At 65.8% G+C, this 24,641-nt stretch carries 22 protein-coding genes; 10 read left to right on the top strand and 12 right to left on the bottom strand.

Annotated features, from left to right (window positions below; genetic code table 11):
• From modB to mepA, 4 genes are all read right to left on the bottom strand, one after another.
• Positions 1–696 carry a molybdate ABC transporter permease subunit gene (gene modB, locus AABA86_RS17785; RefSeq protein ID WP_212247426.1) on the bottom strand — a complete coding sequence of 232 codons (696 nt, stop codon included), beginning with the start codon at positions 694–696 and terminating at the stop codon, positions 1–3.
• Between the two features lie 13 nt (positions 697–709).
• A complete protein-coding gene (gene modA / locus AABA86_RS17780; protein WP_338307690.1) occupies positions 710–1,495 on the bottom strand; it encodes a molybdate ABC transporter substrate-binding protein in 786 nt (261 codons plus the stop codon).
• Positions 1,496–1,687: 192 nt separating this feature from the next.
• A complete protein-coding gene (locus AABA86_RS17775; RefSeq protein WP_038950707.1) occupies positions 1,688–2,191 on the bottom strand; it encodes a hypothetical protein in 504 nt (167 codons plus the stop codon).
• A 317-nt stretch (positions 2,192–2,508) separates the two neighbouring features.
• Entirely contained in the window at positions 2,509–3,453 is a 945-nt protein-coding gene (mepA, locus tag AABA86_RS17770) for a penicillin-insensitive murein endopeptidase (protein WP_338307689.1), read from the bottom strand.
• Positions 3,454–3,997: 544 nt separating this feature from the next.
• On the opposite strand from mepA, the gene AABA86_RS17765 reads away from it, so the two are divergent.
• The gene (locus AABA86_RS17765) at positions 3,998–6,160 is read left to right on the top strand and encodes a putative bifunctional diguanylate cyclase/phosphodiesterase (protein ID WP_338307688.1); all 2,163 of its coding nucleotides are present in this window, start codon (positions 3,998–4,000) and stop codon (positions 6,158–6,160) included.
• A gap of 146 nt (positions 6,161–6,306) precedes the next feature.
• Here the strand turns inward: AABA86_RS17765 and AABA86_RS17760 are convergent, their stop codons facing one another.
• Complete coding sequence (locus AABA86_RS17760) at positions 6,307–7,458, bottom strand: acyl-CoA dehydrogenase family protein (protein ID WP_338307687.1); 1,152 nt, start codon at positions 7,456–7,458, stop codon at positions 6,307–6,309.
• Positions 7,459–7,527: 69 nt separating this feature from the next.
• Complete coding sequence (locus AABA86_RS17755) at positions 7,528–9,159, bottom strand: amidase family protein (protein WP_338307686.1); 1,632 nt, start codon at positions 9,157–9,159, stop codon at positions 7,528–7,530.
• Positions 9,160–9,295: 136 nt separating this feature from the next.
• Here AABA86_RS17755 and AABA86_RS17750 point away from each other — a divergent pair, with 136 nt between their 5' ends.
• From AABA86_RS17750 to AABA86_RS17740, 3 genes are all read left to right on the top strand, one after another.
• Positions 9,296–9,757 (top strand): GNAT family N-acetyltransferase, encoded by a 462-nt coding sequence (locus AABA86_RS17750; RefSeq protein ID WP_338307685.1) that lies wholly within the window; start codon positions 9,296–9,298, stop codon positions 9,755–9,757.
• A gap of 39 nt (positions 9,758–9,796) precedes the next feature.
• Positions 9,797–10,960, top strand: coding sequence for a helix-turn-helix domain-containing protein (locus AABA86_RS17745; RefSeq protein ID WP_338307684.1), 1,164 nt, complete (start codon positions 9,797–9,799; stop codon positions 10,958–10,960).
• Between the two features lie 78 nt (positions 10,961–11,038).
• Positions 11,039–12,310, top strand: coding sequence for an acyltransferase family protein (locus AABA86_RS17740; RefSeq protein WP_338307683.1), 1,272 nt, complete (start codon positions 11,039–11,041; stop codon positions 12,308–12,310).
• 156 nt (positions 12,311–12,466) lie between these two features.
• Here AABA86_RS17740 and AABA86_RS17735 read toward each other — a convergent pair whose 3' ends face one another.
• Positions 12,467–12,718 carry a hypothetical protein gene (locus tag AABA86_RS17735; RefSeq protein ID WP_338307682.1) on the bottom strand — a complete coding sequence of 84 codons (252 nt, stop codon included), beginning with the start codon at positions 12,716–12,718 and terminating at the stop codon, positions 12,467–12,469.
• Between the two features lie 182 nt (positions 12,719–12,900).
• On the opposite strand from AABA86_RS17735, the gene AABA86_RS17730 reads away from it, so the two are divergent.
• The 5 genes from AABA86_RS17730 to AABA86_RS17710 are packed head-to-tail and all read left to right on the top strand — an operon-like array spanning position 12,901 to position 18,175.
• A complete protein-coding gene (locus AABA86_RS17730) occupies positions 12,901–13,152 on the top strand; it encodes a DUF2933 domain-containing protein (protein ID WP_338307681.1) in 252 nt (83 codons plus the stop codon).
• Positions 13,152–13,826, top strand: a complete 675-nt coding sequence (locus AABA86_RS17725; RefSeq protein ID WP_338307680.1) for a methyltransferase family protein — start codon at positions 13,152–13,154, stop codon at positions 13,824–13,826. The genes AABA86_RS17730 and AABA86_RS17725 overlap by 1 nt, the downstream gene beginning before the upstream one ends.
• A 52-nt stretch (positions 13,827–13,878) precedes the next feature.
• The gene (locus AABA86_RS17720; RefSeq protein WP_338307679.1) at positions 13,879–14,586 is read left to right on the top strand and encodes an ABC transporter ATP-binding protein; all 708 of its coding nucleotides are present in this window, start codon (positions 13,879–13,881) and stop codon (positions 14,584–14,586) included.
• A gap of 5 nt (positions 14,587–14,591) precedes the next feature.
• On the top strand, positions 14,592–16,955 hold the full coding sequence (locus AABA86_RS17715) for an ABC transporter permease (RefSeq protein WP_338307678.1): 2,364 nt from the start codon (positions 14,592–14,594) through the stop codon (positions 16,953–16,955).
• 2 nt (positions 16,956–16,957) lie between these two features.
• Entirely contained in the window at positions 16,958–18,175 is a 1,218-nt protein-coding gene (locus AABA86_RS17710; protein ID WP_338307677.1) for an efflux RND transporter periplasmic adaptor subunit, read from the top strand.
• A gap of 44 nt (positions 18,176–18,219) precedes the next feature.
• On the opposite strand, the gene AABA86_RS17705 is transcribed toward AABA86_RS17710, so the two are convergent.
• From AABA86_RS17705 to lepA, 3 genes are all read right to left on the bottom strand, one after another.
• A complete protein-coding gene (locus AABA86_RS17705; RefSeq protein WP_338307676.1) occupies positions 18,220–19,440 on the bottom strand; it encodes an MFS transporter in 1,221 nt (406 codons plus the stop codon).
• Positions 19,441–19,555: 115 nt separating this feature from the next.
• Positions 19,556–19,864 (bottom strand): hypothetical protein, encoded by a 309-nt coding sequence (locus AABA86_RS17700; RefSeq protein WP_338307675.1) that lies wholly within the window; start codon positions 19,862–19,864, stop codon positions 19,556–19,558.
• A gap of 301 nt (positions 19,865–20,165) precedes the next feature.
• On the bottom strand, positions 20,166–21,977 hold the full coding sequence (gene lepA / locus AABA86_RS17695) for a translation elongation factor 4 (RefSeq protein ID WP_338307674.1): 1,812 nt from the start codon (positions 21,975–21,977) through the stop codon (positions 20,166–20,168).
• A gap of 114 nt (positions 21,978–22,091) precedes the next feature.
• Here lepA and AABA86_RS17690 point away from each other — a divergent pair, with 114 nt between their 5' ends.
• Positions 22,092–23,717, top strand: a complete 1,626-nt coding sequence (locus tag AABA86_RS17690) for a glycosyltransferase family 39 protein (RefSeq protein ID WP_338307673.1) — start codon at positions 22,092–22,094, stop codon at positions 23,715–23,717.
• A 130-nt stretch (positions 23,718–23,847) separates the two neighbouring features.
• On the opposite strand, the gene AABA86_RS17685 is transcribed toward AABA86_RS17690, so the two are convergent.
• Complete coding sequence (locus AABA86_RS17685) at positions 23,848–24,165, bottom strand: HPr family phosphocarrier protein (RefSeq protein WP_212247403.1); 318 nt, start codon at positions 24,163–24,165, stop codon at positions 23,848–23,850.
• The gene (locus tag AABA86_RS17680) at positions 24,162–24,563 is read right to left on the bottom strand and encodes a PTS sugar transporter subunit IIA (RefSeq protein WP_007597752.1); all 402 of its coding nucleotides are present in this window, start codon (positions 24,561–24,563) and stop codon (positions 24,162–24,164) included. The genes AABA86_RS17685 and AABA86_RS17680 overlap by 4 nt, the downstream gene beginning before the upstream one ends.
• Between the last annotated feature and the right edge of the window lie 78 nt (positions 24,564–24,641).

The raw sequence follows: 24,641 nt of genomic DNA, 5'->3' as shown, positions 1-24,641 counted from the left end.
TCAATTCCCGTGCAGGCGTTGCGTAGCGCGGCGGGCGAACCATTCGGCGGCGATCAGTGCGCCCAGCGCCAGCACGATTGAGACGATCACGAGGCGGCCGGCGGCGGCGTCACCGTCCGGCGTCTGGATCAGCGAATAGATCGCCGAGGAAATCGTCTGGGTCTCGCCGGGAATGTTGGAGACGAAGGTGATGGTGGCGCCGAACTCGCCGATCGCCTTGGCAAAGCCGAGCACCATGCCGGCGAGCACGCCGGGCAGCGCCAGGGGCAGCGTCACCGTGAAGAACACTTTCCAGGGCGCGGCGCCGAGCGTCTCGGCGGCCTGCTCGAGCCGGCGGTCGATCGCCTCGATCGACAGCCGCATCGGCCGCACCAGCAGTGGAAACGACATCACGCCGCAGGCCAGCGCCGCGCCGGTCCAGCGGAACGAGAAGACGATGCCGAGATGGTCGGCGAGGAAGCCGCCGACGAGGCCGCGGCGGCCGAACGTCAGCAAGAGCAGATAGCCGGTGACGACGGGCGGCAGCACCAGCGGCAGGTGCACCACCGCGTCGAGCATCGACTTGCCCCAGAAGTCGCGCCGCGCCAGCAGCCACGCCAGCGCGATGCCGAACGGCGTCGCGACCAGCGTTGCGATGATCGCGACCCTGAGCGAGAGCAGGATCGCGGTCCATTCGGCGGGAGAGATGTCGAACATCAAATGGTGAATATCAGATTGTCGGGCTGACCAGGAACTTGAAGCCGTATTTTTCCAAAATGGTCTTGGCGGCGGAGGAGCGCAGGAAGGCGAGATAGTCGCTGGTCCCGTCCTTCGCCGTCGTGGTCGCGGCGACCGGATAGATGATCGCGGGATGCGACTCCGCCGGGAAGGTGCCGACGATCTTGACACCGGGCTCGACCTTGGCGTCGGTGGCATAGACGATGCCGAGATTGGCCTCGCCGCGGGCCACCAGCGTCAGCGCCGCGCGCACGCTCTCGGCCATCGCGAATTTCGGCTCTGCGGCTTGCCACGCGCCGAGCTTCTCGAGCGCGGCCTTGGCGTATTTGCCGACGGGCACCGACTTGACGTCGCCGGTCGCGATCCTGCCGTCGCCGGCGAGCTTGGCGAGGTCGAAACCTTGCGTGATCGTGACGTTGTCGACTTTGGAATCCTTCGGCGCGATCAGCACGATGCTGTTGCCGAGCAGGTTCACTCTGGAAGGCTCGTTGATGGTCTTCCTGGAGATCGCATAGTCCATCCAGTCGGTGTCGGCCGAGACGAACACGTCGGCGGGTGCGCCCTGCTCGATCTGCTTGGCGAGCACCGAGCTCGCGGCATAGCTGACCGAGAACTTGACGCCGGTCTTGGCGGTGTAGGCGGCGTCGATCTCGTCGAGCGCGTTCTTCATCGACGCGGCGGCGAACACGGTGATGGTCTTGTCCTCGGCGGCGGCCGGCGAAAGGCTTGCGCCCGCGAGAATCACGAAGGCGGTGAAAAGTCCTGAAATGCGTAACATGGGAGCGCTCCGTGCGAGTCCGCGCGCACAAGATGTACGCGCAGGTCTGGCGTTGGTGGGGGTAGCGCGACGGGTGGAAGCGCTGCTCCACGGGGCCCGGCTGCGGCTTACGGCCGGCAGGGATATCGCAATTGCGAAGATAGCAGGCTGGCGCCGGAGGTCAAAGGGTGGCCGTTTGTCCGGCAAACAGCGCTATTGAACCGGGAGGATCGCGATCGCGACCGCATCCTCCTTGGCGCCGCTGATTTGGAGCACGAAAGGCTGCGCCGACAGCTCGTATTTCACGGTCTTGCGAATGCCGCCGCAATCGGTCGCGCCGCTGAAGGCCAAGGGCTTCAGGACATGCCCATCCTGGACCACGTCGATCCAGGCACCGGTGGACAGGCTGATCGTGTAGAGCCCGGGCTTGGCGGACTTGATGCTCGTGAAGCCGGCAAAAGTGCCGTCCTTGGGCGCTCGCTCCGGCGGCGTCGGCAGTTTTGCCTCGCTCGAGGCCGCCAGCCCCAGCGTGATGGCCGAGGACGGCAAGCTCGCCTGCTCGCTGCCCGATGCGAGCGTCGCGCGGTCCGGCGCGGTGAGCGCAGCGCGCTCCCGCTCGATCGGCCATTTGAACTTGTCGCAGCCGCTGGGCTCTTCAGCGGCGAGGGCGGAGGTTGCGCTGAACGAGAGCGCAGCAAGGAAGGCGAGGACGCGCATGTGAAATCCCATCATTGGCCACGCGACCAGTGCGAGGCTTGCGGTCAGGTCTTGTTGATAAGGGAGGCGCGTCCCGGGATGCCGCGGCTTACGGCTGAGCGGCGAGGCGACCGTAGCGCATTGTCGCGACACGAACCAACCAACGAGTTCGTCATCCCGGGGCGCGCGTAGCGCGAGCCCGGGATCCATAGCCACAGGATTGCATTTGGCGAAGACTCGGAGTGACAATCTCCCGCTATAACCACGGCCTGTGGTTATGGATCCCGGGCTCGCTTCGCGCCCCGGGACGACAGTGGTGGCTGGGGCGACGGCGTACCTTACGGCTTCGCATCCGCCGCGTGCAGCACCGCCTTGCACGCCGCAGGCATCTGCGCCAGCGTCATCGGCGGCTTTGGTTTTGGCGGCTCCGGCGGCGGCTTGGGGTGCAGCACCGCGTCGGAGAACCAATAGGCGAGATCGGCGGGCTTGCAGCCTTCGTCCTCGGCCTGTGACGGCTGGCCCTCGCATTCCCCGGCGCCCGCCGGGCAGCTCATGCGGATGTGGAAGTGGTAGTCGTGGCCCCACCAGGGGCGGATCTTCGACAGCCAGGCGCGGTCGCCCTTGGCTTCGCGGCACAGCGCCTTCTTGATCGCGGCATTGACGAAGATGCGCTGCACCGCCGGCTCCCGCGCCGCATCGCGCAGCACCAGCACATGGCCTGATGTGAACACCTTCGGATCGATGTCGAGCCGGTCGTGACGCACCATCATCACCGCCGACATGTCCTCGCGCTCATCGCGCGAGAGGCGGCGGTCCGGCATCGGCGTCAGCCAGATGTCGGCATCGAGGCCGATCTGGTGACTGGCATGGCCTGACAGCGCCGGGCCGCCGCGCGGCTGGGCGATGTCGCCGACCAGGATGCCCGGCCATCCCGCGTCCTTGTGCGCCCTGGCCGCGAGCCGCTTGATCAGCGCGATCATCTCGGGGTGGCCATAGCTGCGGTTGCGCGACAGCCGCATCACCTGCCAATTGTCGCCATTGAGCGGCATCTGCTCGGCGCCGCCGATGCAGCCCTTGGTGTAGGAGCCGATGACATGGGCCGCCCCCTTCGCCGGCAGCAGTTTTCGCGCGAACAGCTCCTTGGCGGCGAGATCGGGGTCGTTCGGATTGGCGAGCGGCGGCAGCGGCTTCGGGTTGACGCTGCCCTTGTCCTGGGCCAGCGCGCCGCCGGCGGCCAGGAGCGTCATGACGAGCAGGAGAGGGGCGAAGCGGCGGGGACTCATGCGCAGCCCTTATAACCCAACACGGCGTCGGGGGTAAGAATCGGGCTGTGCTGCGGCGGACGACCTCACGGCGTCTTGACGGCCGCAGCCCCCGCGCGAAGGCGCGTCCGGGCATGACGATCTCATAGCCAACAAGGTTGTCCAAAAGTCGTAGTTTTTTCGCGGGGCCAGCCGGATTCTTAATGGTGCAATAACCGTATCCTGCATTGACCAAAATTCGTGCGCGGAACCGGGTTCGTTTCCATCCCGTATGCAATCGGACCCGCGCCCGGAATTGATTCATGGAGAGCGCGCGTTTTTGCACCACCGCTCTCTTCGATTGCGACGAAGACGCAGGTCTGGTGCGCCACTCGGCCTGCTTGCGCCTCGTAAACAGGCATCAGAGCCGGGCTCTCGGTGCTCGCGAGGCGGCGCCTTGGCAGGCGCGGGCACTCAAGATTACTTTTTTTTCAGACACTTGCCCCAAAACTTGCGTCGTTGAGCGCGACTGGGACGAGTGAAGTTGGGTTTGGGGTCTCGAAAAACAAGAAAACGAAAGCAAAGCGTGCTTGCCCGGGCTGGCCAATCGCCGCGCAAGCCACGCTTCGCGCGCGCGCAGCGAGCTCTTTCGGAACGCGATGAAGTCCTGCGCAGCCGCGCCGAGGCGGAGGCTGCGATCGCGGACGCGCGCAAATCCCATGAGCGTCTGCGCCAGGCCGTCGACATCCTGCCGCAGGGCATCGTGTTTCTCGATGCCGAGGGCCGCTACGTCCTCTGGAACAAGAAATACGCCGAGATCTACAGCAAGACCGCCGATCTGTTCGAAGAGGGCGCGCGTCTCGAAGACACGCTGCGCATCGGCGTTGCGCGCGGCGACTATCCGGAAGCCCTGGGCCACGAGGACGAGTGGATCGCCGAGCGGCTGCAAAGGCTCTATCAGCCCGGCGCCCGCCACGAGCAGAAGCTGTCGGACGGCCGCGTCATCCTGATCGACGAGCGCCTGACCGACGATGGTGGCGTCGTCGGCCTGCGCGTCGACATCACCGAGCTGAAGCAGCGCGAGGCCTCTTTCCGCCTGCTGTTCGATGGCAATCCCGTGCCCATGATCGTCTGCGCGCTGGACGACGAGTGCATCCTCGGCGTCAACGACGCCGCGATCGCGCATTACGGCTACAGCCGCGCCGAGTTCGAGCGACTGAAGATCCGCTCCCTGCAGGCCTTCGACAGCGAGCCGCCCTGGACCGCCGATCCGACCGGCGAGGAGCAGGCCGGCCGCACCTGGAAGCACGTCAAGGCCGACGGTGCGCTGATCGACCTTGCGATCTATTCCCGCGAATTGACCTATGCCGAGCGGCCGGCTGTGCTGCTCGCGCTGATGGACATCACCGAACGCAAGCGCGCCGAGGCGCGGCTCGCCTTCATGGCCCAGCACGACGGGTTGACCGGCCTGCCCAACCGCAGCCTGCTGCGCCAGCAGGTCGACGAGATGCTGCTGCATAGGCGGCGCAACACCGACAAGGTCGCGCTGCTGATGCTGGGGCTCGACAGTTTCAAGTCGGTCAACGACACGCTCGGACATGCGGTCGGCGACAAGCTCCTGCGCGGCGTCGCCAAGCGGCTGCGCTCGACGCTGCGCGAGGAAGACGCGCTGGCGCGGCTCAATTCCGACGAGTTCGCGATCGTGCAGAGCGGCCTGACGCGTCCCGAGGACGCGGTGATGCTGGCCAAACGTCTGCTCGCGGCGATCGCCGATCCCTATCTGCTGGACGGCCATTCCGTGGTGATCGGCGCCTCGATCGGCATCGCCATGGCGCCGGGCGACGGCGATGATTCCGAGAAGCTGCTCAAGAGCGCCGACATGGCGCTGTCGCGCGCCAAGCTGGATGCGCGCGGCACCTTTGCCTACTTCGAGGCCGCGCTCGACGCGAAAGCGCAGAGCCGCCGCAAGATCGAGGTCGAGCTGCGCGACGCGATCCAGAACGACGTGCTGCGCCCCTATTACCAGCCGCTGATCGACCTCCAGAGCGGCCGCATCACCGGCTTCGAGGCGCTGGTGCGCTGGCCGCATGCCGAGCGCGGCATGATCTCGCCGGCCGAGTTCATTCCGGTCGCCGAGGACACCGGCCTGATCAATCCGCTCGGCGGGTTGATGCTGCGCCGGGCGTGCCTCGACGCCGCGACCTGGCCGGACGACGTCCGCGTCGCGGTCAATCTGTCGCCGCTTCAGTTCCGCAGCGGCAATCTGCTTTCGATCGTGACGGACGCCTTGAGGCACTCCGGCCTGCCGCCGCGGCGGCTCGAGCTCGAGATCACCGAGACGCTGCTGCTGGAGAAGAGCGCGCAGGTGCTGGCGACGCTGCATGCCTTGCGCGCGCTCGGGGTGCGCATCTCGATGGACGATTTCGGCACCGGCTATTCCAGCCTCAGCTATTTGCGCAGCTTCCCCTTCGACAAGATCAAGATCGACCAGTCCTTCGTCCGCGATCTCGGCGCCAACCGCGAGGCCCAGGCGATCATCCGCTCCATCGTCAGCCTCGGCAAGGGCCTGGGGGTCACCATCACCGCCGAGGGCGTCGAGACCGAAGCCGAGCTCAGCTGCCTCCGCACCGAGGGCTGCGACGAGGGCCAGGGCTTTTTGTTCAGCAAGGCCCGGCCCAACGCTGAGATCATCAGCCTGCTGGCCGCGCAGCGCGGCATCGACGGCGAGGACGCCGCGCTGGTGGCGTGATGCGGATACCGAAGTAAGGGACGCACCGCTCTCTCGATTAACCTCTCCCGCTTGCGGAGACACCTTCTCCCCAGCCCTCTCAGCGCGAGCGGAGCTCGTTGCGCCCCGCAAGCGGGGGAGGGAGCAGACCGTCGTTGCGGCTGCCATCAGCCCCCGGCCAAGATCGCCTTCCCCACGTCCTCGTAATGCGTGTCGCGCGCCTGGATCTGCTGGGCGATGGCGTGCATGTCGCGAAACCGCCGCTCGAACGGGTTGCTGCGAAACACCGCGGTCGCCCCGGCCATGTGATAGGCGGTGTCGACCACCTTTGTTGATTGATGGATGGTCCAGGTCGCGGCGAGCCGCACCGCGCTGCGGTGCGCTGCGCCGAATTCGCCGGTCGCACAGAGGTCGCGCCACATCGCAGTCGCGGTCGCATAGAGATAGGCGCGCGCGGCGCGAAGGTCGCCCTCGGTGCGGCCGATCAGGCCCTGCACCGCCCCGTTGTCGCGCATGGCGCCGGCCGCCAGCGATGGGCGCTTTTCGCGTGCAAGTGCAATCGCTGCATCCAGCGTGGCGCGTGCCAGGCCGAGCGACACCGCGGCAAAACCCAAGCTAAAGGCCGCGCCGGTGCCGATCCTGTAGAGCGGGCCGGTCTCGCGCAAGCCTGACGGCACGTCGCGAAACGCCGTGAAGCGCTCGGGGATGAAGAGGTCGCTCACCTCGTAGGAATCGGTGCCGGTGCCGGCGAGCCCGATCGCCTGCCAGACGTCGTGCAACGTCGCGCTTGCGGCAGGAAACAGAATGGTCCGCACCTCCGGCGAGCCATCGGCATTTTTGCGCGGCGCCCCGTCAGCGCTGAGGATGCGCACATGTGCGCCCAGCCAGCTCGCCTGCCGCGAGCCCGAGGCAAAATCCCAGCGCGCCGTGACGCGATAGCCGCCTGCGACCGCGCGCGCCTCGTGCGCGATCGCGCCCCAGGCCAGGATGCCGCGGCCTTCGTTGAAGATCTCCTGCGCGGCGTCGCGATCGAGCGAGGCCGCGATCATCGCGCAGACGCTGCACTGGCCGAGACACCAGGCGGTCGAGGCATCGGCCTTCGCGATCTCCTCGAGCATCTGCATGAAGATGTCGATCGGCGCCTCGGCACCGCCGAGGCTCTGTGGTAGCAGCGCGCGATAGAGCCCATTATCGATCAGGGCGTTCACGACGACAGGCGTCAGCCGACGCGTCCGCTCGATCTCGTCCGCCTCGCGCGCGATGATCGGTACGATGGCGCGGGCACGTTCGACCAGACCAGCTGCGTCAGTTGCGTTCATTGCTGTGTTTCCTCGCCCCTTCTGCCGTGAGCGGTGAGGATGTGATGGTGGGCTATTTGGCGCTGAGGATCAAGCTTGCGGCCCTACAGCGCCGGCAAGCCCCGGCGGCGGCTTGCGGGCGCGCGTTGCCTGTTCGAACGCATAGGCCAGCCGCAGCAGCTTGTGCTCGCTCCAGGCTCTCCCCGCGAAGGCGACGCCGAGCGGATAGTCGGGCGTGTCCTTGCCGTCGATCGTTCCCGAGATGAAGCCGCCGCACACCATGACGCTGGGATAGCCGGCCTTGGCGGCAATCGCGGCGCCCGTCGCGCCGGCGAACAGCACTGCGTCCAGCTTGTGCTGGTTCATGTAGGCATCCATGCCGCGCGTCCTGGCCGAGAGCAGGTCCATGGCACGCGCGGATTTGTACTCTCGCTCGCTCAGATCGCCCCTGGTCATGTCAGCGGCGAGGAAGTGGTCCTGCCCGAAACGCAGCGCCTTCCCCGCGTTGGCTTCGTTGAAGGCCACGATGTCGGCGATGGTCTTGATGTCGGTGCCAGTCGCCCAGTCCTTCAAATAGAGGTTGAGATCGCGCTTCAGCTCGTAGAGGAAGACGACAGGCGGCCTTGCGATGGCGCCCTTGTGCTCGCTCAGCGGATTGCGGTTGAGCACGGCCATGGTCGTGCCCGGCCCGCCGATCCAGCCCAGCGTCGGCATGTTGGCGCGCACGATGATTGCGCCAAGATCCTCCAGCACCTTGATCGTCTCGCTCATCACCTTGACCCTGTTGGGCAGCAGCTTGCCGTAATAGCAATCGTTCAAGGGGTCGCTGGGGTCGCTCGGCACGCCGATGCGCGTGCCCTTGACGGCGTTGGTGGCAAGGCCCGCGGTGTAGTCGGCGGGCCGCCGCTGCTTCTGCGTCGCCGGATCGAGCGGGTCCCTCGCAGCGAGCACATTCAACAGCAGCGCCGCGTCGCGCACGGTGCGCGTCATCGGCCCTGCGGTGTCCTGGCTGTGTGCGAGCGGCAGGATGCCCGCACGGCTGATCAGTCCGACCGTCGGCTTCACCGTGACGAGGCCGTTCAGGCTGGCGGGGAACAGCAGCGAGCCCGAGGTCTCGGTGCCGATCGATGCCGCACACAGGCCGGCCGCCACCGCGACCGCCGACCCCGAGCTCGATCCGCCTGGCTGCAAGACCGGAATGCCGTGTTCGCCGGTCAAATTCGGCGCGTAAGGGTTTTTCACCTGGCCGCCCAGCGACGAATAGCCCGAGGGCATGTCGACTGCGAGCATGTTGGCGAACTCGGTCAGGTTCGCCTTGCCAAGGATCACCGCGCCGGCGTCGCGCAACAGCTTGACGATCGTGGCGTCGTCCCTGGCGTGCGCACCTGCCAGCGCCAGCGAGCCTGCCGTGGTCGGCTGCTTGTCGCCGGTGGCGATGTTGTCCTTCAGCAGGATAGGCACGCCCGCCAGCGGCTGCCCGACCGACGGCTTGATGCCGTCGCACTCGCCTGCGATCGTGAGCGCATCGGGATTGAGCATGCGGACCGAATTGAGCGCGGGCCCGTTGCGGTCGTAGGCTTGGATGTACGCGAGATAGGATTTCGTCAGCGCTGTGGCGGTGAGCTGCCCGCCGGCCAAAGCGTCGATGATCTCGCTCAACGGTGCGTGCTCGGGCGTCAGCGCGGCCGGCGCCTTCGCATCGCCGCGGATCGGCTGGTCCATCGTGTCCTCTCGGGCGGCTTGCGACGACTATGCTACCAATGGTAGCATTGAGCTCGGTTGCGTGACAAGCTGATGGCCGGTCGCGCGGCGAAGGCGTGAGATTTCAATCTTTCCAGCGGCTTCAGTTGAGCGATCCATGGAGTGCACGATCCGGCCCGCGCGCGAAGATGATGCCGATGGTATTAGCGGGGTCATTTTGCGTGCGCTGCGCGAAACGAATGCAAAGGACTACACGAACGAGATTATCGAACGGGTAGAGCGCGGCTTCAGTCCGGATGCCGTCAGGCAGCTGATTGGGAAGCGCTCGGTTTTCGTTGCCGCCATCGGCAGCCGCGTCGTTGGAACGGCAAGCCTTGATGGAAGCGTCGTCCGGACCGTCTTCGTGGCACCTGACGTTCAGGCCCGAGGCATCGGCAAGCGGCTGATGGCGGAGGTCGAGCGCGCAGCGCGCGAGCGAAACATCCCTGCCTTGACGGTTCCTTCCTCAGTCACCGCTGAGATTTTCTACGCGCGGCTCGGATTCAGCGCCGTGCGCGACAGCGACTATGGTGATGAACGCACGATCGTCATGGAGCGGTCACTCAACGACCCTCCGTAGGTCTGGTTCGGGTCAGCAGCGGTCTTCGGGGAGAAGCGCATGGCGCAGGGTGTGAACGCGATGGGGCTCACGGCAATCGATCTCGGGCTGCGCGGCGCGGTGAGCGGCGTGTTCCTGATGATCATCGTCGTTGCGCTGATGCGTCGTGCGACCGGCCAGCAGGCCTTGCTGGGCATGGCGATGGCCGCCGGTGGCGTGTTCTACGCCATCGCGACCGCTCCGTTCTTTCCCAAATCGTCGTGGTGGTGGGTGCTGCCGATCCTGTCGGCGCAGCCCGCCGTGTTCTGGCTGTGGGCGCGCGCGGCATTCGACGACGATTTCGTGCTCAGGCGATGGCACGGCGTGCTGTGGCTGGCCATCGTCGCCTTTGGATTCGCAATGACCCTGGGCTGGACGAGCTGGCCCGCCATGGCCATGGCCGGTGGCAAGGTGCAGTCGTTGCTGGCCCTGGTGCTGGCACTCGCGGCCGCGGCCCAGACGGTGAAGTCCTGGCGCGCCGATCTGGTGGCCCGGCGGCGCCGGCTGCGGCTTGCGATGCTCGCGGTCAATGTGGTGCTCATCGCAGCCATTGCAGGCGCCGGCTTCGCCGCGATTCCTGTCGCAGTGCCCGGCGCGCCGGGCAGTCTCCAGACAGCCTTTGGCCTCTTCGTGGTGGCCATGCTGGCCGGCGCCGGGGTTTTCGGCACGCAGGCGACCGTGGCCGCCAACGACGCCACGGCCGCGATCGCATCCGGCGACACGGGCGGTCAGCCGCGAGGGGCCGACCGTTCCAGCACGGGAGGAACCGTCGTCGACCCGCTGCTGCTCCGCCGCCTCGACCATCTGATGACCGTCGAACGCATCTATCGGCAGGAGGGCCTTGCGATCGGGGCACTCGCGGCACGGTTTGACGTTCCCGAGTATCGGCTCCGCCAGGCAATCAACGAGGGGTTGGGCTATCGGAACTTCAATGCGTTCCTCAACCATTATCGCATCGATGACGCAAAGACGGCGTTGTCCGACGTGACGCAGCGGGAGGTGCCGGTGCTGACCATCGCCATGGATGCGGGCTTCCAGTCGATCGGACCTTTCAACCGCGCCTTCAAGGCCGAAACCGGCATGACCCCGAGCGAGTTTCGGCGCGAGGCCCTGGCCCGGCCTCAAACGGCGCCGGACCCGGCACGCGATGAGGAAATCGGCCAGCGGCATCAAGGAATCGGCTAGCCGATTTCCGGATCGGGCAAGAAGGCACGGGCATGATTGGGCAGGCTGTCAGGCGAGCCCCCAGCAGCGAGCCTGCCCATGCCCCCTTCGATCGCCACCCCCTCTGCGTCCGAACGACTGCACGCCCTCGATGCGGTCAGGGCCTTTGCCCTGCTGCTCGGCATCGTCCTGCACGCCGCATTGTCATTCGTGCCCGCCACGCCCCGGTTCTGGTTCATCCAGGATACCCATCCAAGCGTTGCGCTGGGCCTTTTGTCCTTCGCCATCCATGTCTTCCGGATGACCACCTTCTTCCTGATGGCCGGTTTCTTCGCCCGCATGGGCTTTCATCGTCGGGGGATCGGGGGCTTCGTCAGGGACAGGCTGCAGCGGATCGGGCTGCCGCTCGTGATCGGCTGGCCCATTGTGTTCACGGCCATCGTGGTGGTCGTGATCTGGGCCTCCGGCTTTCCGAATGGCGGTCCGACCGCCGGCATGCGCAACTGGCCGCCAGTGCTGCCGAATTTCCCGCTCGCCCATCTCTGGTTTCTCTACGTGTTGCTGGAGCTCTATGTCGCCATGCTTCTGCTGCGCAGTGCCGTCGTCCGGCTCGATGCGGCCGGTACTCTGCGGGCGAAGCTCGACCGTGTCTTCGCGCGGCTGATGCGAAACCCGCTTGCTCCCCTGGTCCTGGCGATCCCGATCGGCATCGCTTTCAGCCTCGATCACAGATGGATGGGTGCGATGGGGGTGAGGACACCGGATCAATCGCTCGTCACCAGCGCGCAGGCCTGGATCGGCTTCGGCACCGCGTTCGGCGCCGGCTGGCTGTTGCATCGGCAGGTCGATCTGCTGCGGCTCCTTGAGCGGCGCTGGCTCCCGCATCTCCTGCTCGCCGCCTGCCTGATCCTGGTGAGTTTCGTGCTATCGGGCGTGATGACGTCAGCGCCGGGGGCTCCAAAGCTGCCTGTCAGCTACGACACGCTGAGGCTTGTCGCCGCCGTCCTGTACGCGCCGGCGATCTGGATTTCGACCTTCGCGTTCGTTGGTCTCGCGCTCCGATTCATGTCCGGCTTCAGCCCGACGCGCCGCTACCTCGCCGATGCCTCCTACTGGCTCTATCTGATCCACATGCCGATCGTCATGGCGCTGCAGGTGGCGGTGTCTCAGCTCGGCTGGCCCGGGCCGGTCAAGTTCGCCATCATCCTCGCCGTTGCGCTTCCCGCGATGCTGGCGAGCTATCATTTGCTCGTGCGCTTCACCATCGTCGGCGTGGTGCTGAACGGTCGCCGCGCGCCGCGCGAGACGGCGCCGGCCACCGCAAGGGCAACGAACCGGGTCGGACTGGAACGAGTGCCTTCTCCGCGTTGACGGTCGCATCTCAGGCGACGACACCAAGGCGCGGTCGAGATGAACAAGATCGTCCTGCCAGCGCGGCGCCCCGCCGTTTCGGAGACGGGACGCAACTCAAGCGGCTGCCAGCGTAGCAGCCAGACTGAGATCATCACAGACCGGCGCTAGGCAGAATCACTTGGTCTTGTCGCCCATGTGGTGGGGCGTCGAGGTGCTGGGTCCGCCGGTGTAATGATGGCGTCCCGATGTGGTTTTGGTAGAGGTGCCGACGGTCCCCTTCTTGCTGCCCATGTGGTGAGGGACTTCGGTTTTCGGTCCGCCGCTGTAGTGATGGCCGTTCTGTTCCTTGTCGGCGGTTTGAGCCATCGCGGGAAGGGCCAGCAAAGAAACGATGCCGACAGCGGCGAGAAGCTTCTTGGTGATCATGTTCGGTCCTCCAGGTTGGAGAGGCGTCACGATAGGCATCCGTGCAACATCGGTATTGAGGAATCGCAAGGCGAGGACGGCTCCAGGCTGGGTCCGCGACTTCAGCCTCCCGAGCCGTTGATCTGCGTCAAAAGCGATGGCAGCCGTGCCCTTATGCTGCGGTGCTCGAGGGGAGCGCGCCCATGCCGGTGCAGGATCATCCCGCCTATCGAGAGAGCCCGCAAGCGGGCAGGTCCACGAGAGCCAAGGCCGGCTTCGTCCTGGCGGGATTCCTGGTCGTCGCCGGCACGCTCCTGTTCACCGAGCATCGGGCCCATGTGCTCGGCCTCCTGGTCTGGCTGCCGCTCCTCGCCTGTCCGCTGATGCATATCTTCATGCATGGCGGACACGGCCACCATCATGGCGGTCGGCCGAACGATCGAGGGAGCGCCTGATGCACGACACCGCCCCCGCCTACGGCCTCTGGAGCCTCGTCATCGTCAATTCGGCGGTGTTCATCCTGTTCGCCTACAGCTTCTTCAAGCCGCAGACGCCCCGCGACTGGCGCTCGTTCGGCGCGTTCAGCGCGTTTCTGGTGGCGCTGTTCGTCGAGATGTACGGCTTCCCGCTCACCATCTATTTCTTGTCGGGGTGGCTGCAGTCGCGCTACCCGAATGTCGACTGGTTCTCGCATGACGCCGGCCATCTGCTTGAGATGATGTTCGGCTGGAAGACCAATCCGCATGCCGGACCGTTCCACGTTCTGAGCTTCGTCTTCATCGCTGCGGGGCTCATTCTGATCTCCGCCGCCTGGCGGGTGCTGTACGACGCGCAGCAGACCCGAAGCCTCGCGACCTCCGGTCCCTACGGCTACGTGCGGCATCCGCAATATGTCGGCTTCGTGCTGGTGATGTTCGGCTTCCTGTTGCAGTGGCCGACCATCCTCACGTTGGCGATGTTTCCCGTCTTGACCGTCATGTACGTCAAGCTCGCGAGAGACGAGGAGCGGGACGTCAGGACGGAGTTCGGCGAGGCCTACACGAAATACGCTGCGGAGGTCCCGGCCTTCATACCTCATCTCGGTCGGCTGTTCGGCCGCGGCTCTTCCGGCGGCTACCGTCTCGGCTGATTTTCGCGAGGAAGAAGATGCCGGCGGATGGCACTGGCTCGAAAGGAATTCGATGAGCGAGCCTGTTTTCACCGCGAAAGCCCTGACCAAGACCTACGTTTCCGGCGAGGTGATGGTGCATGCCCTCAACAATGTCGACCTCGAAATCGCCGAGAAGGAGGTGGTCGTGTTGCTCGGGCCCTCCGGCAGCGGCAAGACGACGTTGCTCAACATCATGGGCGGCCTCGACCGGCCGACCAGCGGCAGGCTGTTCTTCCGCGACCTCGACCTGACGGATCTCGGAGATCGCGAACTGACCCGGTATCGCCGGGATCATATCGGCTTCGTCTTTCAGTTCTACAATCTGGTGCCGAGCCTGACGGCTTATGAAAACGTCGCGCTGGTGACCGAAGTCGCCAAGGACCCGATGCGGCCCGACGAGGCCCTCGCACTGGTCGGGCTGGACGAGCGGATGCATCACTTCCCTGCCCAGCTCTCCGGCGGCGAGCAGCAGCGCGTCGCCATCGCCCGGGCCATCGCGAAGCGTCCGGCGGTGCTGCTGTGTGATGAGCCCACCGGAGCGCTGGATTCGAAGACCGGCATTCGCGTCATCGAGGCGCTGCTCGGGGTGAACCGGCAGCTCGGCACCACCACCATCATCATCACGCACAACGCCAGCATTCAGGAGGTCGCTGACCGGGTGCTGTTCTTCGCCGACGGCCGTGTCTCCCGGACTCAGAACAACGAGACACGGCGGCAAGCCGCCGAGCTCACCTGGTGACGGCCATGACGGCGCTCGATATCAAGCTGTTTCGCGACGTCAGAAGGCTCTGGGCGCAGGTGCTCGCCGTCGCGCTGGTCGTCGGCGGCGGCGTTGCGACGCTGGTGCTCGCGGTCGGCTCCCATCGCTCGCTCGAGGAGACCCGGGTCGCGTATTACGAACGCTACGGTTTCGGCGACGTATTCGCGCAGGCGAAGCGCGCGCCCAAGGCACTGGCCGACAGGATTCGCGAAATTCCCGGCGTTGCCGCCGTCGATGCGCGTATAGCGAAGCCGGCGCTGCTGGACATTCCCGGCTTCTCGCAGCCCGCCAGCGCGCAGTTCGTTTCGCTGCCGGATAGCGGCGAGCCGCATCTCAACCGGCTCTACATGCGGTCCGGACGCCTTCCGGAGTCGGGACGGACGGAGGAGGTGGTCGTCAACGAGCCGTTCGCCCGGGCTCATGGCTTCTCGGAAGGGGCGCGGTTCTCGGCCATCCTGAATGGCAAGAAGCGCGAACTCGCGATTGTCGGCACCGCGTTGTCACCCGAATTCGTCTACACCGTCGGCCCTGGCGACCTGATGCCCGACGATCGCCGCTACGCCATCGTCTGGATGTCGGAGAAGGCGCTCGCCAGTGTCTATGATCTCGATGGCGCTTTTTCGGCGGTGTCGGTCAAGCTGCAGCCTGGCGCGTCGGAGCGCGACGTGATCGCGCGGGTCGACGCGTTGCTCGACCCGTATGGCGGGCAGGCGGCGCACGGGCGGAAGGACCAGACCTCGCACGCCTGGCTCGATCATGAACTCGACATGCTCAACAACATGAGCCGCACGTTGCCACCGATCTTTCTGCTGGTGGCCGCGTTCTTGGTCAACCTCACTTTGACCCGGCTGGTCGCGCTCGAGCGCGAACAGATCGGCCTCTTCAAGGCGCTCGGCTATTCGGACCGCAGCGTCGTGCTGCATTATCTGAAGTTCGTGGCATTGATCGTTGCGACCGGAATCCTCCTGGGCGGCGTCGCCGGCACCTGGCTCGGATTGCGCGTCACCGCCCTTTTCGGCGACTTCTTCCACTTTCCGTTCCTGGTATTCGCGAAGGCGCCGGATCTGTACGTCACCGCCGGCGCGCTCAGCGCGGCGGCCGCTGCCATCGGCGCGCTGAGGGCGCTGCGGGACGTGGTCAAGCTGCCGCCGGCCGTTGCAATGCAACCGCCCGCGCCGCCGGTCTATCGGCGGCTGTTGCCGGCAAGCATTCAGCTCGACCAGATCGTGTCGCAGCCGACGCTCATGATGATACGCAACATCGTGCGGCATCCTGTCCGCGCCGCGTTCACGGCGCTTGGCATGGCGCTGGCCACGGCCATCCTGGTCGTTTCGTTGTTCACGCGGGACTCGATGGAGCACCTGATCGACGTGACCTATTTCCTCGCCGACCGGCAGGATGCGACTATCGGATTTGCCGAGAAGCGCATCGCGAACGTGGTGGAGCAGGTGAGCCGACTTCCCGGCGTTCTCGCTGCCGAGCCGTTCCGCGAGGTGCCCGTCCGGATTCGCCACGGCAACGTCGAACGTCGGATCATGATCAGCGGTCGGTCTGCAGATGCCGATTTGCGGCGTATCATCGACGCCGACCTTCATCCGGTCGCGCTGCCCGAGACGGGCCTTGCGCTGTCCGGCATGCTGGCTCAGATCCTCGGCGTCCGCGCCGGTGACACCGTCGAACTCGATATGCTGGAGGGCGCCCGTCGCACGGTCACGACGCCGGTCGTGGCGACGGTCGAGGATTATTTCGGCATCAGGGGAATGATGGAGATTGGGGCGCTCCGCAAGCTGATGCGTGAAGCGCCGATCGTGAGCAGTGTGAACCTCAGCCTCGACGAGAGCCGGACGGAGGATTTCTACGCGGCGGTGAAGTCCATGCCGACGGTCGGCGGCGTGGCGCTGCAGCGCGTCTCGCTCGCGAACTTCCGCAAGACGGTCGCACTGCTCGTCACCACAATGGCGAGCATCTACACCGGTCTCGCCGCCGTGATCGCGTTCGGCGTGGTCTACAACAACGCCCGCATCTCGCTGTCCGAACGGGCCCGGGAGCTGGCCAGCCTGCGCGTGCTCGGCTTCACGCGCGGCGAGGTCCTGCGCATTCTCCTGCTCGAGCTCGCCATCCTGACGTTGATCGCCCAGCCGCCGGGCTGGCTGATGGGCTACGGGCTCGCATGGGTCATGAAGACCAATCTGGCCGGCGAGCTGATGCGGGTCCGCCTCGTCGTCGAGCATTCCACCTATGTCACCGCGACCTCCGTCGTGGTCCTGGCCGCGATCGCCTCCGCCGCGGTCATCCGCGAACGCATCGACAAACTGGACCTCGTCGCGGTCCTCAAGACGCGAGACTAGCTATGTCGGCCAACTGGACCAAACGTTTCATCGGCGCGGCGCTTCTAGCCGCCATCGCGAGCGGGCTGGCCTGGTTCGCTTGGCCGCGCCCGGTTCTGGTCGATCTCGCAGCCCTGGCCAAGGGTCCGATCGAAGTTACCGCGGACGATGACGGCAAGACGCATGTTCGCCACGTCTACACGGTCTCGGCGCCCATCGCTGGAAAGGTCCTCAGGATTTCGCATCCGCTCGGCGAGCAGGGACCCTCGCTTCACGTCGGCGACGAGGTGACCGCCAACCAGACCGTCGTCGCTCTCATGCAGCCGACGCTGCCGGGATTCATCGACGTGCGCTCGCGCGACCAGCTTCAGGCCGAAGTGCTGGCTGCCGACGCGGCCATTCAGCAGCAGGAAGCCGAAGTGAAGCGGATCGAGGCCGCGCTGGACTTCTCCCGGACCGAGTTCCAGCGGGCGCAGACGCTGCTGCGGACGCAGTCCACCTCGGCTCAGGCCTTCGACAAGGCGAAATTCGAGGTCGCCACCAACGAAGCCGCCCTGGCGAGTGCGAAGGCTCAGATCGAGATGCGTCGCGCAGTGCGCACCAGTCTCGCGGCGCGGCTGATGGACCCTGCCAATGCCGCGCCGTCAGCGGAGCCGATGTGCTGCGTCCGCGTGCTCGCGCCGGCGAGCGGACGGGTGCTGAAGATCATCCAGGACAGCGAGGCGACGGTTCTGCCCGGGACGTCGTTGATCGACATCGGCAACCCGCTCGATCTGGAGGTTGTGGCTGACCTGCTGTCGATCGATGCCGTGCAGATCAAGGTTGGCGCGCCCGTGCGGATCGACGGCTGGGGCGGGCCGCCGATCAGGGGCAAGGTGGTCCGTGTCGACCCCGCCGGCTTCCTGAAGGTTTCGGCGCTGGGTATCGAGGAACAGCGGGTCCGGGTCACCATCGATTTCAGCGACCCGCCAGAGAATTGGGCCTCGCTTGGCCATGACTATCGCGTCGTTGTGCATGCCCAGGACGCCCTGTCCGTGCCGGTAAGCGCTTTGTTCCGGAAGGGCGATCAGTGGGCCGTTTTTGTCGACCAGAACGGCCGGGCCCGGACGACTCTCGTCCAGATCGGCCACCGCAACAACCGCCTCGCGGAGGTTCTCTCGGGTCTCGTTGCCGGAGACCGCGTCGTGCTGCATCCAAGTGACCGGATCGCCGATGAAACTAGGATCGCGCAAAGGGAGTAGAGGGCCCGCGCCGGCACGCTACCGAGGAGAGCGATATGCAGGTGTCAGGCCGCAGCGCGGCCCAGGTCGAGCGATGGCCTGCGTTTGGTCGGGAAGCTCAGCGCCACCGCGACGGCGGCGAGCCCGATCGCGAAGGAGCCGGCGTGCAGCCATGTGTAGCGCTGGAAATTGTCGAACACGAGCCCGCCGGCCCAGGGTCCGAGCGCCATGCCGAGGCTGGCAAACGCCGAGACCGCGCCGAACACGGTGCCCATGATGCGCGCGCCGAAGAATTCGCGGACCAGCACCGCATAGAGCGGCATCACCCCGCCATAGGCGAGGCCGAACACCACCGACAGCGCGTAGAATTCGCCGAGCTGCGCCACCGCGAGATAGGTCGCGATGCACATCGCCTGCACGAGGAGGCCGCCGACCAGCACGGGTTTTGCGCCGACGCGGTCGGCCAGCGCGCCCAGCAGCAGGCGTCCGCCGAGGCCCGAGACGCCGGCGACGCTGTAGACCGTCACCGCCGTGAGCGGGGCGATGCCGCACACCATCGCATAGGACACCATGTGGAAGATCGGGCCGGAATGCGCGGCGCAGCAGGCGAAATGTGCCGCGGCGAGCGCGATGAATTGCGGCGTGCGCAGCGCCTGCGCCGCGGTCAGCTCGACCTCCGGTGCTGCGTCTGCAGCGGTGCCGCCTGCCGGGGCCGGCGCCGGACGCACCAGGAAGCAGGCCGGGATCAGCAGCGCCCACGAAGCGATGCCGATCACCAGCATCGCGGTGCGCCAGTCATAAGCCGTGATCAGCCAGCTCGCGGTCGGCGCGATCGTCACCGGCGACACGCCCATGCCGGCAGAGACCAGCGCCACCGCGAGGCTGCGGTTCTTTTCGATCCACGCGCTCGCGAGCGCCATCATCGGTGCGTAGAAGCTGCCGGCCGCGATGCCGATCAGCACGCCGAAGCAAAGCTGGAATTGCCACAGGCTTGTCGCCTGGCTCGCCGTGACGAGACCAAGTCCCAGCAGAACGCTTCCCGCGAGCACCACGATGCGCGTGCCGAACCGGTCCGACAGCGCGCCCCACAGGAACGCGGCAAATCCCATGCACAGGAAATCCAGCGTCGCCGCCGCCGACACCCCGGCGCGCGACCAGCCCATCGCTTCCGAGATCGGCTGCAGGAACACCGCCAGCGACAGCATCGTGCCGAACCCGACACAGGTCATCAGCGCGCCTGCAGCGACCACGACCCAGCCATAGTCGAAGCGTGACGGCTTGTTCATGCGTTTCCCCGGCGCTTTTGGTTTTGTTGGTGGTGCGCGGGAGGGATGGTGGCCTATCTGCCGGAAGAGGGCAAGGCTCAGTGGCTGAGCGTGCTTCCTTGCTTGTTGGCCTCAATCATCCACGTCTCAGCGCGGCCGAAGCGGTCCTACGGTTACGATTTGCTCTCGCGCACGCTCGTTGACCCGCGCAAAGTGAGCGCCTGAATGCATAGTCCTCGTCGCTTTCGTCGGCATCGCGGTGAAGCTCGTAGTTCTCCAGCGCGAGCGGCGGCATCTTCGAAAAATCCTGCACCACCTCGACGTAGTCCAGATGGCGGCGCATGACGTCCTCGACGAGTTCTTTCACGCTCACATTGTCCAGCCGGGCGACGCGCGAAGCCTTGTCGTAAAGCTCGTCGTCGAGATGTACCGTGATGTCGGCCATGACGGGTTTCCGGTGAAGGCGGCTGAATTTACCTGACAGTAGAGCGGGCCTAGCCGCCGCATTAATGTACCGCCGACCCGGCCGCCGCTGATGGCAGCCTGTCACGGGCGGCGCAACGACGACATTCTACCCCTGTTTTGCCCGACGGGGCAAATCGATTTCGTAAAATCGAAAAACCGCAATCCCGCCAAGGGGGCGGCTACTGTGCATGGGGTTGTTTTCGCGTTTTTTGTTTGTCGGGCCCCAAATGGTCCGGGCCGAACCGGATCCCCTCAGGTCGGAATGGCTTTAAGCCCACGCCTCAGCTATCCACCTTCAGCGCGGCAATGAAGGCTTCCTGCGGGATGTCGACCTTGCCGAACTGCCGCATCTTCTTCTTGCCTTCCTTCTGCTTCTCCAGAAGTTTTCGTTTACGCGTGATGTCGCCGCCGTAGCATTTTGCGGTGACGTCCTTGCGCAGCGCGCGCACCGTCTCGCGGGCGATCACCTTGCCGCCGATCGCGGCCTGGATCGGGATCTGGAACATGTGCGGCGGGATCAGCTCCTTCATCTTCTCGACCATGGCGCGGCCGCGCCCCTCCGCGCGGGTGCGGTGGACCAGCATCGAGAGCGCGTCGACCGGCTCGTTGTTGACGAGGATCTGCATCTTGACAAGGTCGGCCGGCTTGTAGTCGGTCAGATGATAGTCGAACGAGGCGTAGCCCTTGGAGACCGACTTGAGGCGGTCGTAGAAGTCGAACACGACCTCGTTGAGCGGCAAATCGTATTTCACCATGGCGCGGGAGCCGACATAGGTCAGCTCCTTCTGCGAGCCGCGGCGGTCCTGGCACAGCTTCAGCACGCTGCCGAGATATTCGTCGGGCGTCATGATCGTTGCCTCGATCCAGGGCTCCTGGATCTCGGCGATCTTGACCACGTCGGGCATGTCGACGGGATTGTGGATCTCGATCTCTTGGCCGTCGGTGAGCTTCATCTTGTAGATGACGCTCGGTGCGGTCGCGATCAGGTTCAGATCGAACTCGCGCGACAGCCGCTCCTGGATGATCTCGAGATGCAGAAGTCCGAGGAAGCCGCAGCGGAAGCCGAAGCCGAGTGCGGCCGAGGTCTCCATCTCGAACGAGAAGCTGGCGTCGTTGAGACGCAGCTTGCCCATGGCGCCGCGCAGCGTTTCGAAATCGTCGGCGTCGACCGGGAACAGGCCGCAGAACACCACCGGGATGGCCGGCTTGAAGCCCGGCAGCATCTCCGTCACCGGCTTCCTGTCGTCGGTGATGGTGTCGCCGACCCGGGTGTCGGCGACTTCCTTGATCGCGGCGGTGATGAAGCCGATCTCGCCGGGACCGAGCTCGTCGACCTGCTGCATCTTCGGCGTGAAGAAGCCGACGCGCTCGACGTCATAGGCGGCGCCCGTGCCCATCATGCGCACGCGGCTGCCCTTCTTCATGACGCCGTCGACGACGCGAATGAGAACGACGACGCCGAGATAGACGTCGTACCAGCTGTCGACCAGCAGCGCCTTCAAGGTCGCACTGCGGTCGCCCTTAGGCGGCGGCAGGCGGGTGACGATGGCTTCCAGCACGTCGGGCACGCCGAGGCCGGTCTTGGCCGAGATCATCACCGCGTCGGAGGCGTCGATGCCGATGACGTCCTCGATCTGCTGCTTGATCTTCTCGGGCTCGGCCGCGGGCAGGTCGACCTTGTTCAGGACCGGGACGATCTCGTGATTGTTGTCGAGTGCCTGGTAGACGTTGGCGAGCGTCTGCGCCTCGACGCCCTGGCTGGCGTCGACCACCAGCAGGGAACCTTCGCAGGCCGCCAGCGACCGCGAGACTTCGTAGGCGAAGTCGACATGGCCGGGCGTGTCCATCAGGTTGAAGATGTAGTCCTTGCCGTCCTTGGCGTGGTAGGCGAGCCGCACCGTCTGCGCCTTGATGGTGATGCCGCGCTCGCGCTCGATGTCCATGGAATCGAGCACCTGTTCCTTGCCCGCCATTTCGCGGTCGGTGAGGCCGCCGGTCATCTGGATCAGGCGGTCGGCCAGCGTCGATTTGCCATGGTCGATATGGGCGACGATGGAGAAATTGCGGATGTTGGAAATGGGGACGGTCGTCATGGGCGCGGGATACCACTCACATCCCCGTGCGGCAACCATATTGCTGTAATTTCAGGGCCTTTGTTCACGCCAAGCTGATTCCACGATGGGCCAAAACGCGCTAGGCAAGCGCCCATGTCGACCACGTCTCTTCCCTCCCCTGAAGTGAGCACGAAGGCCCGCCTGAGCTTTGGCCGCTTCCGGGCCTGGCTGGTTGCCTGCGCGGTCCGCCCCGAGGCGAGATTGTGGCTGGTGATCCAGCTCGCCATCCTCCATGCGGTGCTCTGGACCTTCATCCTGATCAATCTGAAGGCCGCGCAGGACGTTCACATGGACGTCGCAGAGGCCTATGGCTGGGGCCAGAAATTCCTGTGGGGCTACGGCAAGCACCCGCCGCTGTCGGGCTGGGTCGCTGGGCTCTGGTTCACAGCGTTCCCGGCCGCGGACTGGGCGACCTATGCGCTGGCGATGGCGACGGTCAGCGCCGGCATGGTGATCTGCTGGCTGGTTGCGTTGCGCGTGGTGGATGCGCGGCGCGCGTTCCTGGTCGTGGTGATGGTCGCGCTCTACCCGATCTTCAATTTCAAGGGTTTCAAGTACAACCCGGATCTGCTCCAGCTCGTCACGCTGCCGCTGCTGGTGCTCGCCTATCTCAACGCGTTCGAGAAGCGGAGCTGGCAGTCCGGCGTCCTGCTCGGCCTTGCCGGCGCGCTGGCGCTGATGACCAAATATTGGGTGCTGACGATGATTGGCGCCATCGGCCTCGCCGCGCTGATCCATCCGGAGCGGATGAGATTCTTGGTATCGCCGGCGCCCTGGGTCGCGATCGCGACGATGGTCGTGGCGATGATCCCGCACGTGGTCTGGCTGGCCGAGGCGCATTTCGTGCCGCTGACCTATGCCGGCGACACCTACAGCCTCGCGGACAGCGCCCAGGTGCATCAGCTCGTCACCGGCTACATGCTGCATAATCTCGGGCTGCTGGCATTGCCGGTGGCGCTGGCCGGGCTCGCGATGGCGCTGGTGCCGCCGTGGTTCACATTGCTGCTGCGCGCGCCCTTGCGCATCGTCACGCGCGCCTGGACGCGCGGCGCCAACCCGGGCGTCAATGTCTCGCAGGCGCTGAACGTGTGGATGATCCAGATCATCGTCGCATTCGGCCCGCCGCTCGGCGCGCTGGTCTTCGGCGTCTACCTGAAGACCGATTGGGGCATCTCGCTGTTCTTCCTGGTGCCGCTCGCGCTGGTCGCGATTCCGGCGCTGCGGGTGCAGGGCGCGGTGCTGTTCAACATAGCCGCGATCTGGCTCGTGCTCAGCGTTGCCACGCTCGCCGCCTCGCCCTGGATCGCCGCGCGCGAGATGGCGGCCAATGCCGGCAACACCGCGACCTATGGCGCGCGCTCGGATCTCGCGCGCGAGCTGACCCAGGCCTGGCACGCGCGCTTCGCCTCGCGCTGGGCGGTCGTTGCGGGGACGATGGAAACGATCCAGCCGATGGTGTTCTACAGCCCCGATCACCCCAGCCCATTCACGCCGAACGAAGCCTGGGCCTCCGGGCTGACCTCGCTCGACGACGTCAAGAGATACGGCTTCATCGGCGTGGTCGATGCGACCGACGAACGCCTGCCCAAGTTCGAGAAGTGGGTTTCGGAGGTCGCGCCGAACGCCGAGCGCGTGGTGATGACCACGCGCCGCTTCACCCACGGCAAGGCCGGCCCGTCGATGAGCTGGAACGTCTACATCGTGCCGCCGGCGAAGTGATGTGCTCGGTCTCGTAGGGTGGGCAAAGGCGCGAAGCGCCGTGCCCACCATCTCGCACTCATCGCAGAAAAGCCGTGGGCACGCTTCGCTTGCCCACCCTACGGCACTGAGCGTGTAGCGCGAGAGGGGCCTAAACCCCTTCCTCGTTGAACTTGCTTTCAACGAGCTCGGTGATCGCCGCGAGCGCGGCTTCCGCATCCGTGCCGGCGGCAGCCACGGTGATCGTCGTGCCGGGGCCGGCGGCGAGCATCATTAGGCCCATGATCGAGGTGCCGCCGACGGTCTCGCCGCCGCGCGTTACCCAGACCTGCGCTTCGAAGCGCTCGACCGCCTGGACGAATTTCGCGGAGGCCCGCGCATGCAGGCCGCGCTTGTTGATGATCAGGAGGTCCTTGGAGATCGCGCCCGCGGGCACGCCTGTCCCCGCTTGTGGCGCCTCGTCGCTCATTTGCCGGCGAGCACGCGGCTGGCAATGGTGACGTATTTGCGGCCGGCTTCCTGCGCCATCGCGATCGCGTCGGGCAGGGGACGCTCCTCGCGCACCTTGGCGAGCTTGACCAGCATGGGCAGGTTGATGCCCGCGAGCACTTCGACCTTGGGCCGGCTCATGCAGGATATTGCAAGGTTCGACGGCGTGCCGCCGAACATGTCGGTGAGGATCGCAACGCCGTCGCCGGAATCGACGCGGTTAACCGCCTCGATGATGTCGCTTCGGCAGAGATCGGAATCATCTTCGGCGCCGATCGTGATCGCTTCGATTTGCTTTTGTGGGCCCATGACATGTTCAAGCGCTGCCTTGAATTCGTCGGCAAGGCGCCCGTGGGTCACAAGTACTAGACCAATCATCGGAAAACTCCTCGCGGGCGCTTTTGGTGCACCGCACGAACGCGCCACTTTGACCATCCAGAGCCCCTGCGCAAGAGG

The sequence above is a fragment of the Bradyrhizobium sp. TM233 genome (assembly GCF_036247965.1).
In the GTDB taxonomy this organism is placed as follows: domain Bacteria; phylum Pseudomonadota; class Alphaproteobacteria; order Rhizobiales; family Xanthobacteraceae; genus Bradyrhizobium; species Bradyrhizobium ottawaense.
The sequence above is the reverse complement of the archived record's forward strand: the minus strand, read 5'-3'. Positions and strand labels throughout refer to the sequence as shown.

What these genes read in the sequence shown, in the direction of transcription:
- modB (WP_212247426.1), bottom strand. Translation starts at nt 696, where the DNA reads ATGTTCGACATCTCTCCCGCCGAATGGACCGCGATCCTGCTCTCGCTC.
- modA (WP_338307690.1), bottom strand. Translation starts at nt 1,495, where the DNA reads ATGTTACGCATTTCAGGACTTTTCACCGCCTTCGTGATTCTCGCGGGC.
- AABA86_RS17775 (WP_038950707.1), bottom strand. Translation starts at nt 2,191, where the DNA reads ATGCGCGTCCTCGCCTTCCTTGCTGCGCTCTCGTTCAGCGCAACCTCC.
- mepA (WP_338307689.1), bottom strand. Translation starts at nt 3,453, where the DNA reads ATGAGTCCCCGCCGCTTCGCCCCTCTCCTGCTCGTCATGACGCTCCTG.
- AABA86_RS17760 (WP_338307687.1), bottom strand. Translation starts at nt 7,458, where the DNA reads ATGAACGCAACTGACGCAGCTGGTCTGGTCGAACGTGCCCGCGCCATC.
- AABA86_RS17755 (WP_338307686.1), bottom strand. Translation starts at nt 9,159, where the DNA reads ATGGACCAGCCGATCCGCGGCGATGCGAAGGCGCCGGCCGCGCTGACG.
- AABA86_RS17750 (WP_338307685.1), top strand. Translation starts at nt 9,296, where the DNA reads ATGGAGTGCACGATCCGGCCCGCGCGCGAAGATGATGCCGATGGTATT.
- AABA86_RS17745 (WP_338307684.1), top strand. Translation starts at nt 9,797, where the DNA reads ATGGCGCAGGGTGTGAACGCGATGGGGCTCACGGCAATCGATCTCGGG.
- AABA86_RS17740 (WP_338307683.1), top strand. Translation starts at nt 11,039, where the DNA reads ATGCCCCCTTCGATCGCCACCCCCTCTGCGTCCGAACGACTGCACGCC.
- AABA86_RS17735 (WP_338307682.1), bottom strand. Translation starts at nt 12,718, where the DNA reads ATGATCACCAAGAAGCTTCTCGCCGCTGTCGGCATCGTTTCTTTGCTG.
- AABA86_RS17730 (WP_338307681.1), top strand. Translation starts at nt 12,901, where the DNA reads ATGCCGGTGCAGGATCATCCCGCCTATCGAGAGAGCCCGCAAGCGGGC.
- AABA86_RS17725 (WP_338307680.1), top strand. Translation starts at nt 13,152, where the DNA reads ATGCACGACACCGCCCCCGCCTACGGCCTCTGGAGCCTCGTCATCGTC.
- AABA86_RS17720 (WP_338307679.1), top strand. Translation starts at nt 13,879, where the DNA reads ATGAGCGAGCCTGTTTTCACCGCGAAAGCCCTGACCAAGACCTACGTT.
- AABA86_RS17715 (WP_338307678.1), top strand. Translation starts at nt 14,592, where the DNA reads ATGACGGCGCTCGATATCAAGCTGTTTCGCGACGTCAGAAGGCTCTGG.
- AABA86_RS17710 (WP_338307677.1), top strand. Translation starts at nt 16,958, where the DNA reads ATGTCGGCCAACTGGACCAAACGTTTCATCGGCGCGGCGCTTCTAGCC.
- AABA86_RS17705 (WP_338307676.1), bottom strand. Translation starts at nt 19,440, where the DNA reads ATGAACAAGCCGTCACGCTTCGACTATGGCTGGGTCGTGGTCGCTGCA.
- AABA86_RS17700 (WP_338307675.1), bottom strand. Translation starts at nt 19,864, where the DNA reads ATGGCCGACATCACGGTACATCTCGACGACGAGCTTTACGACAAGGCT.
- lepA (WP_338307674.1), bottom strand. Translation starts at nt 21,977, where the DNA reads ATGACGACCGTCCCCATTTCCAACATCCGCAATTTCTCCATCGTCGCC.
- AABA86_RS17690 (WP_338307673.1), top strand. Translation starts at nt 22,092, where the DNA reads ATGTCGACCACGTCTCTTCCCTCCCCTGAAGTGAGCACGAAGGCCCGC.
- AABA86_RS17685 (WP_212247403.1), bottom strand. Translation starts at nt 24,165, where the DNA reads ATGAGCGACGAGGCGCCACAAGCGGGGACAGGCGTGCCCGCGGGCGCG.
- AABA86_RS17680 (WP_007597752.1), bottom strand. Translation starts at nt 24,563, where the DNA reads ATGATTGGTCTAGTACTTGTGACCCACGGGCGCCTTGCCGACGAATTC.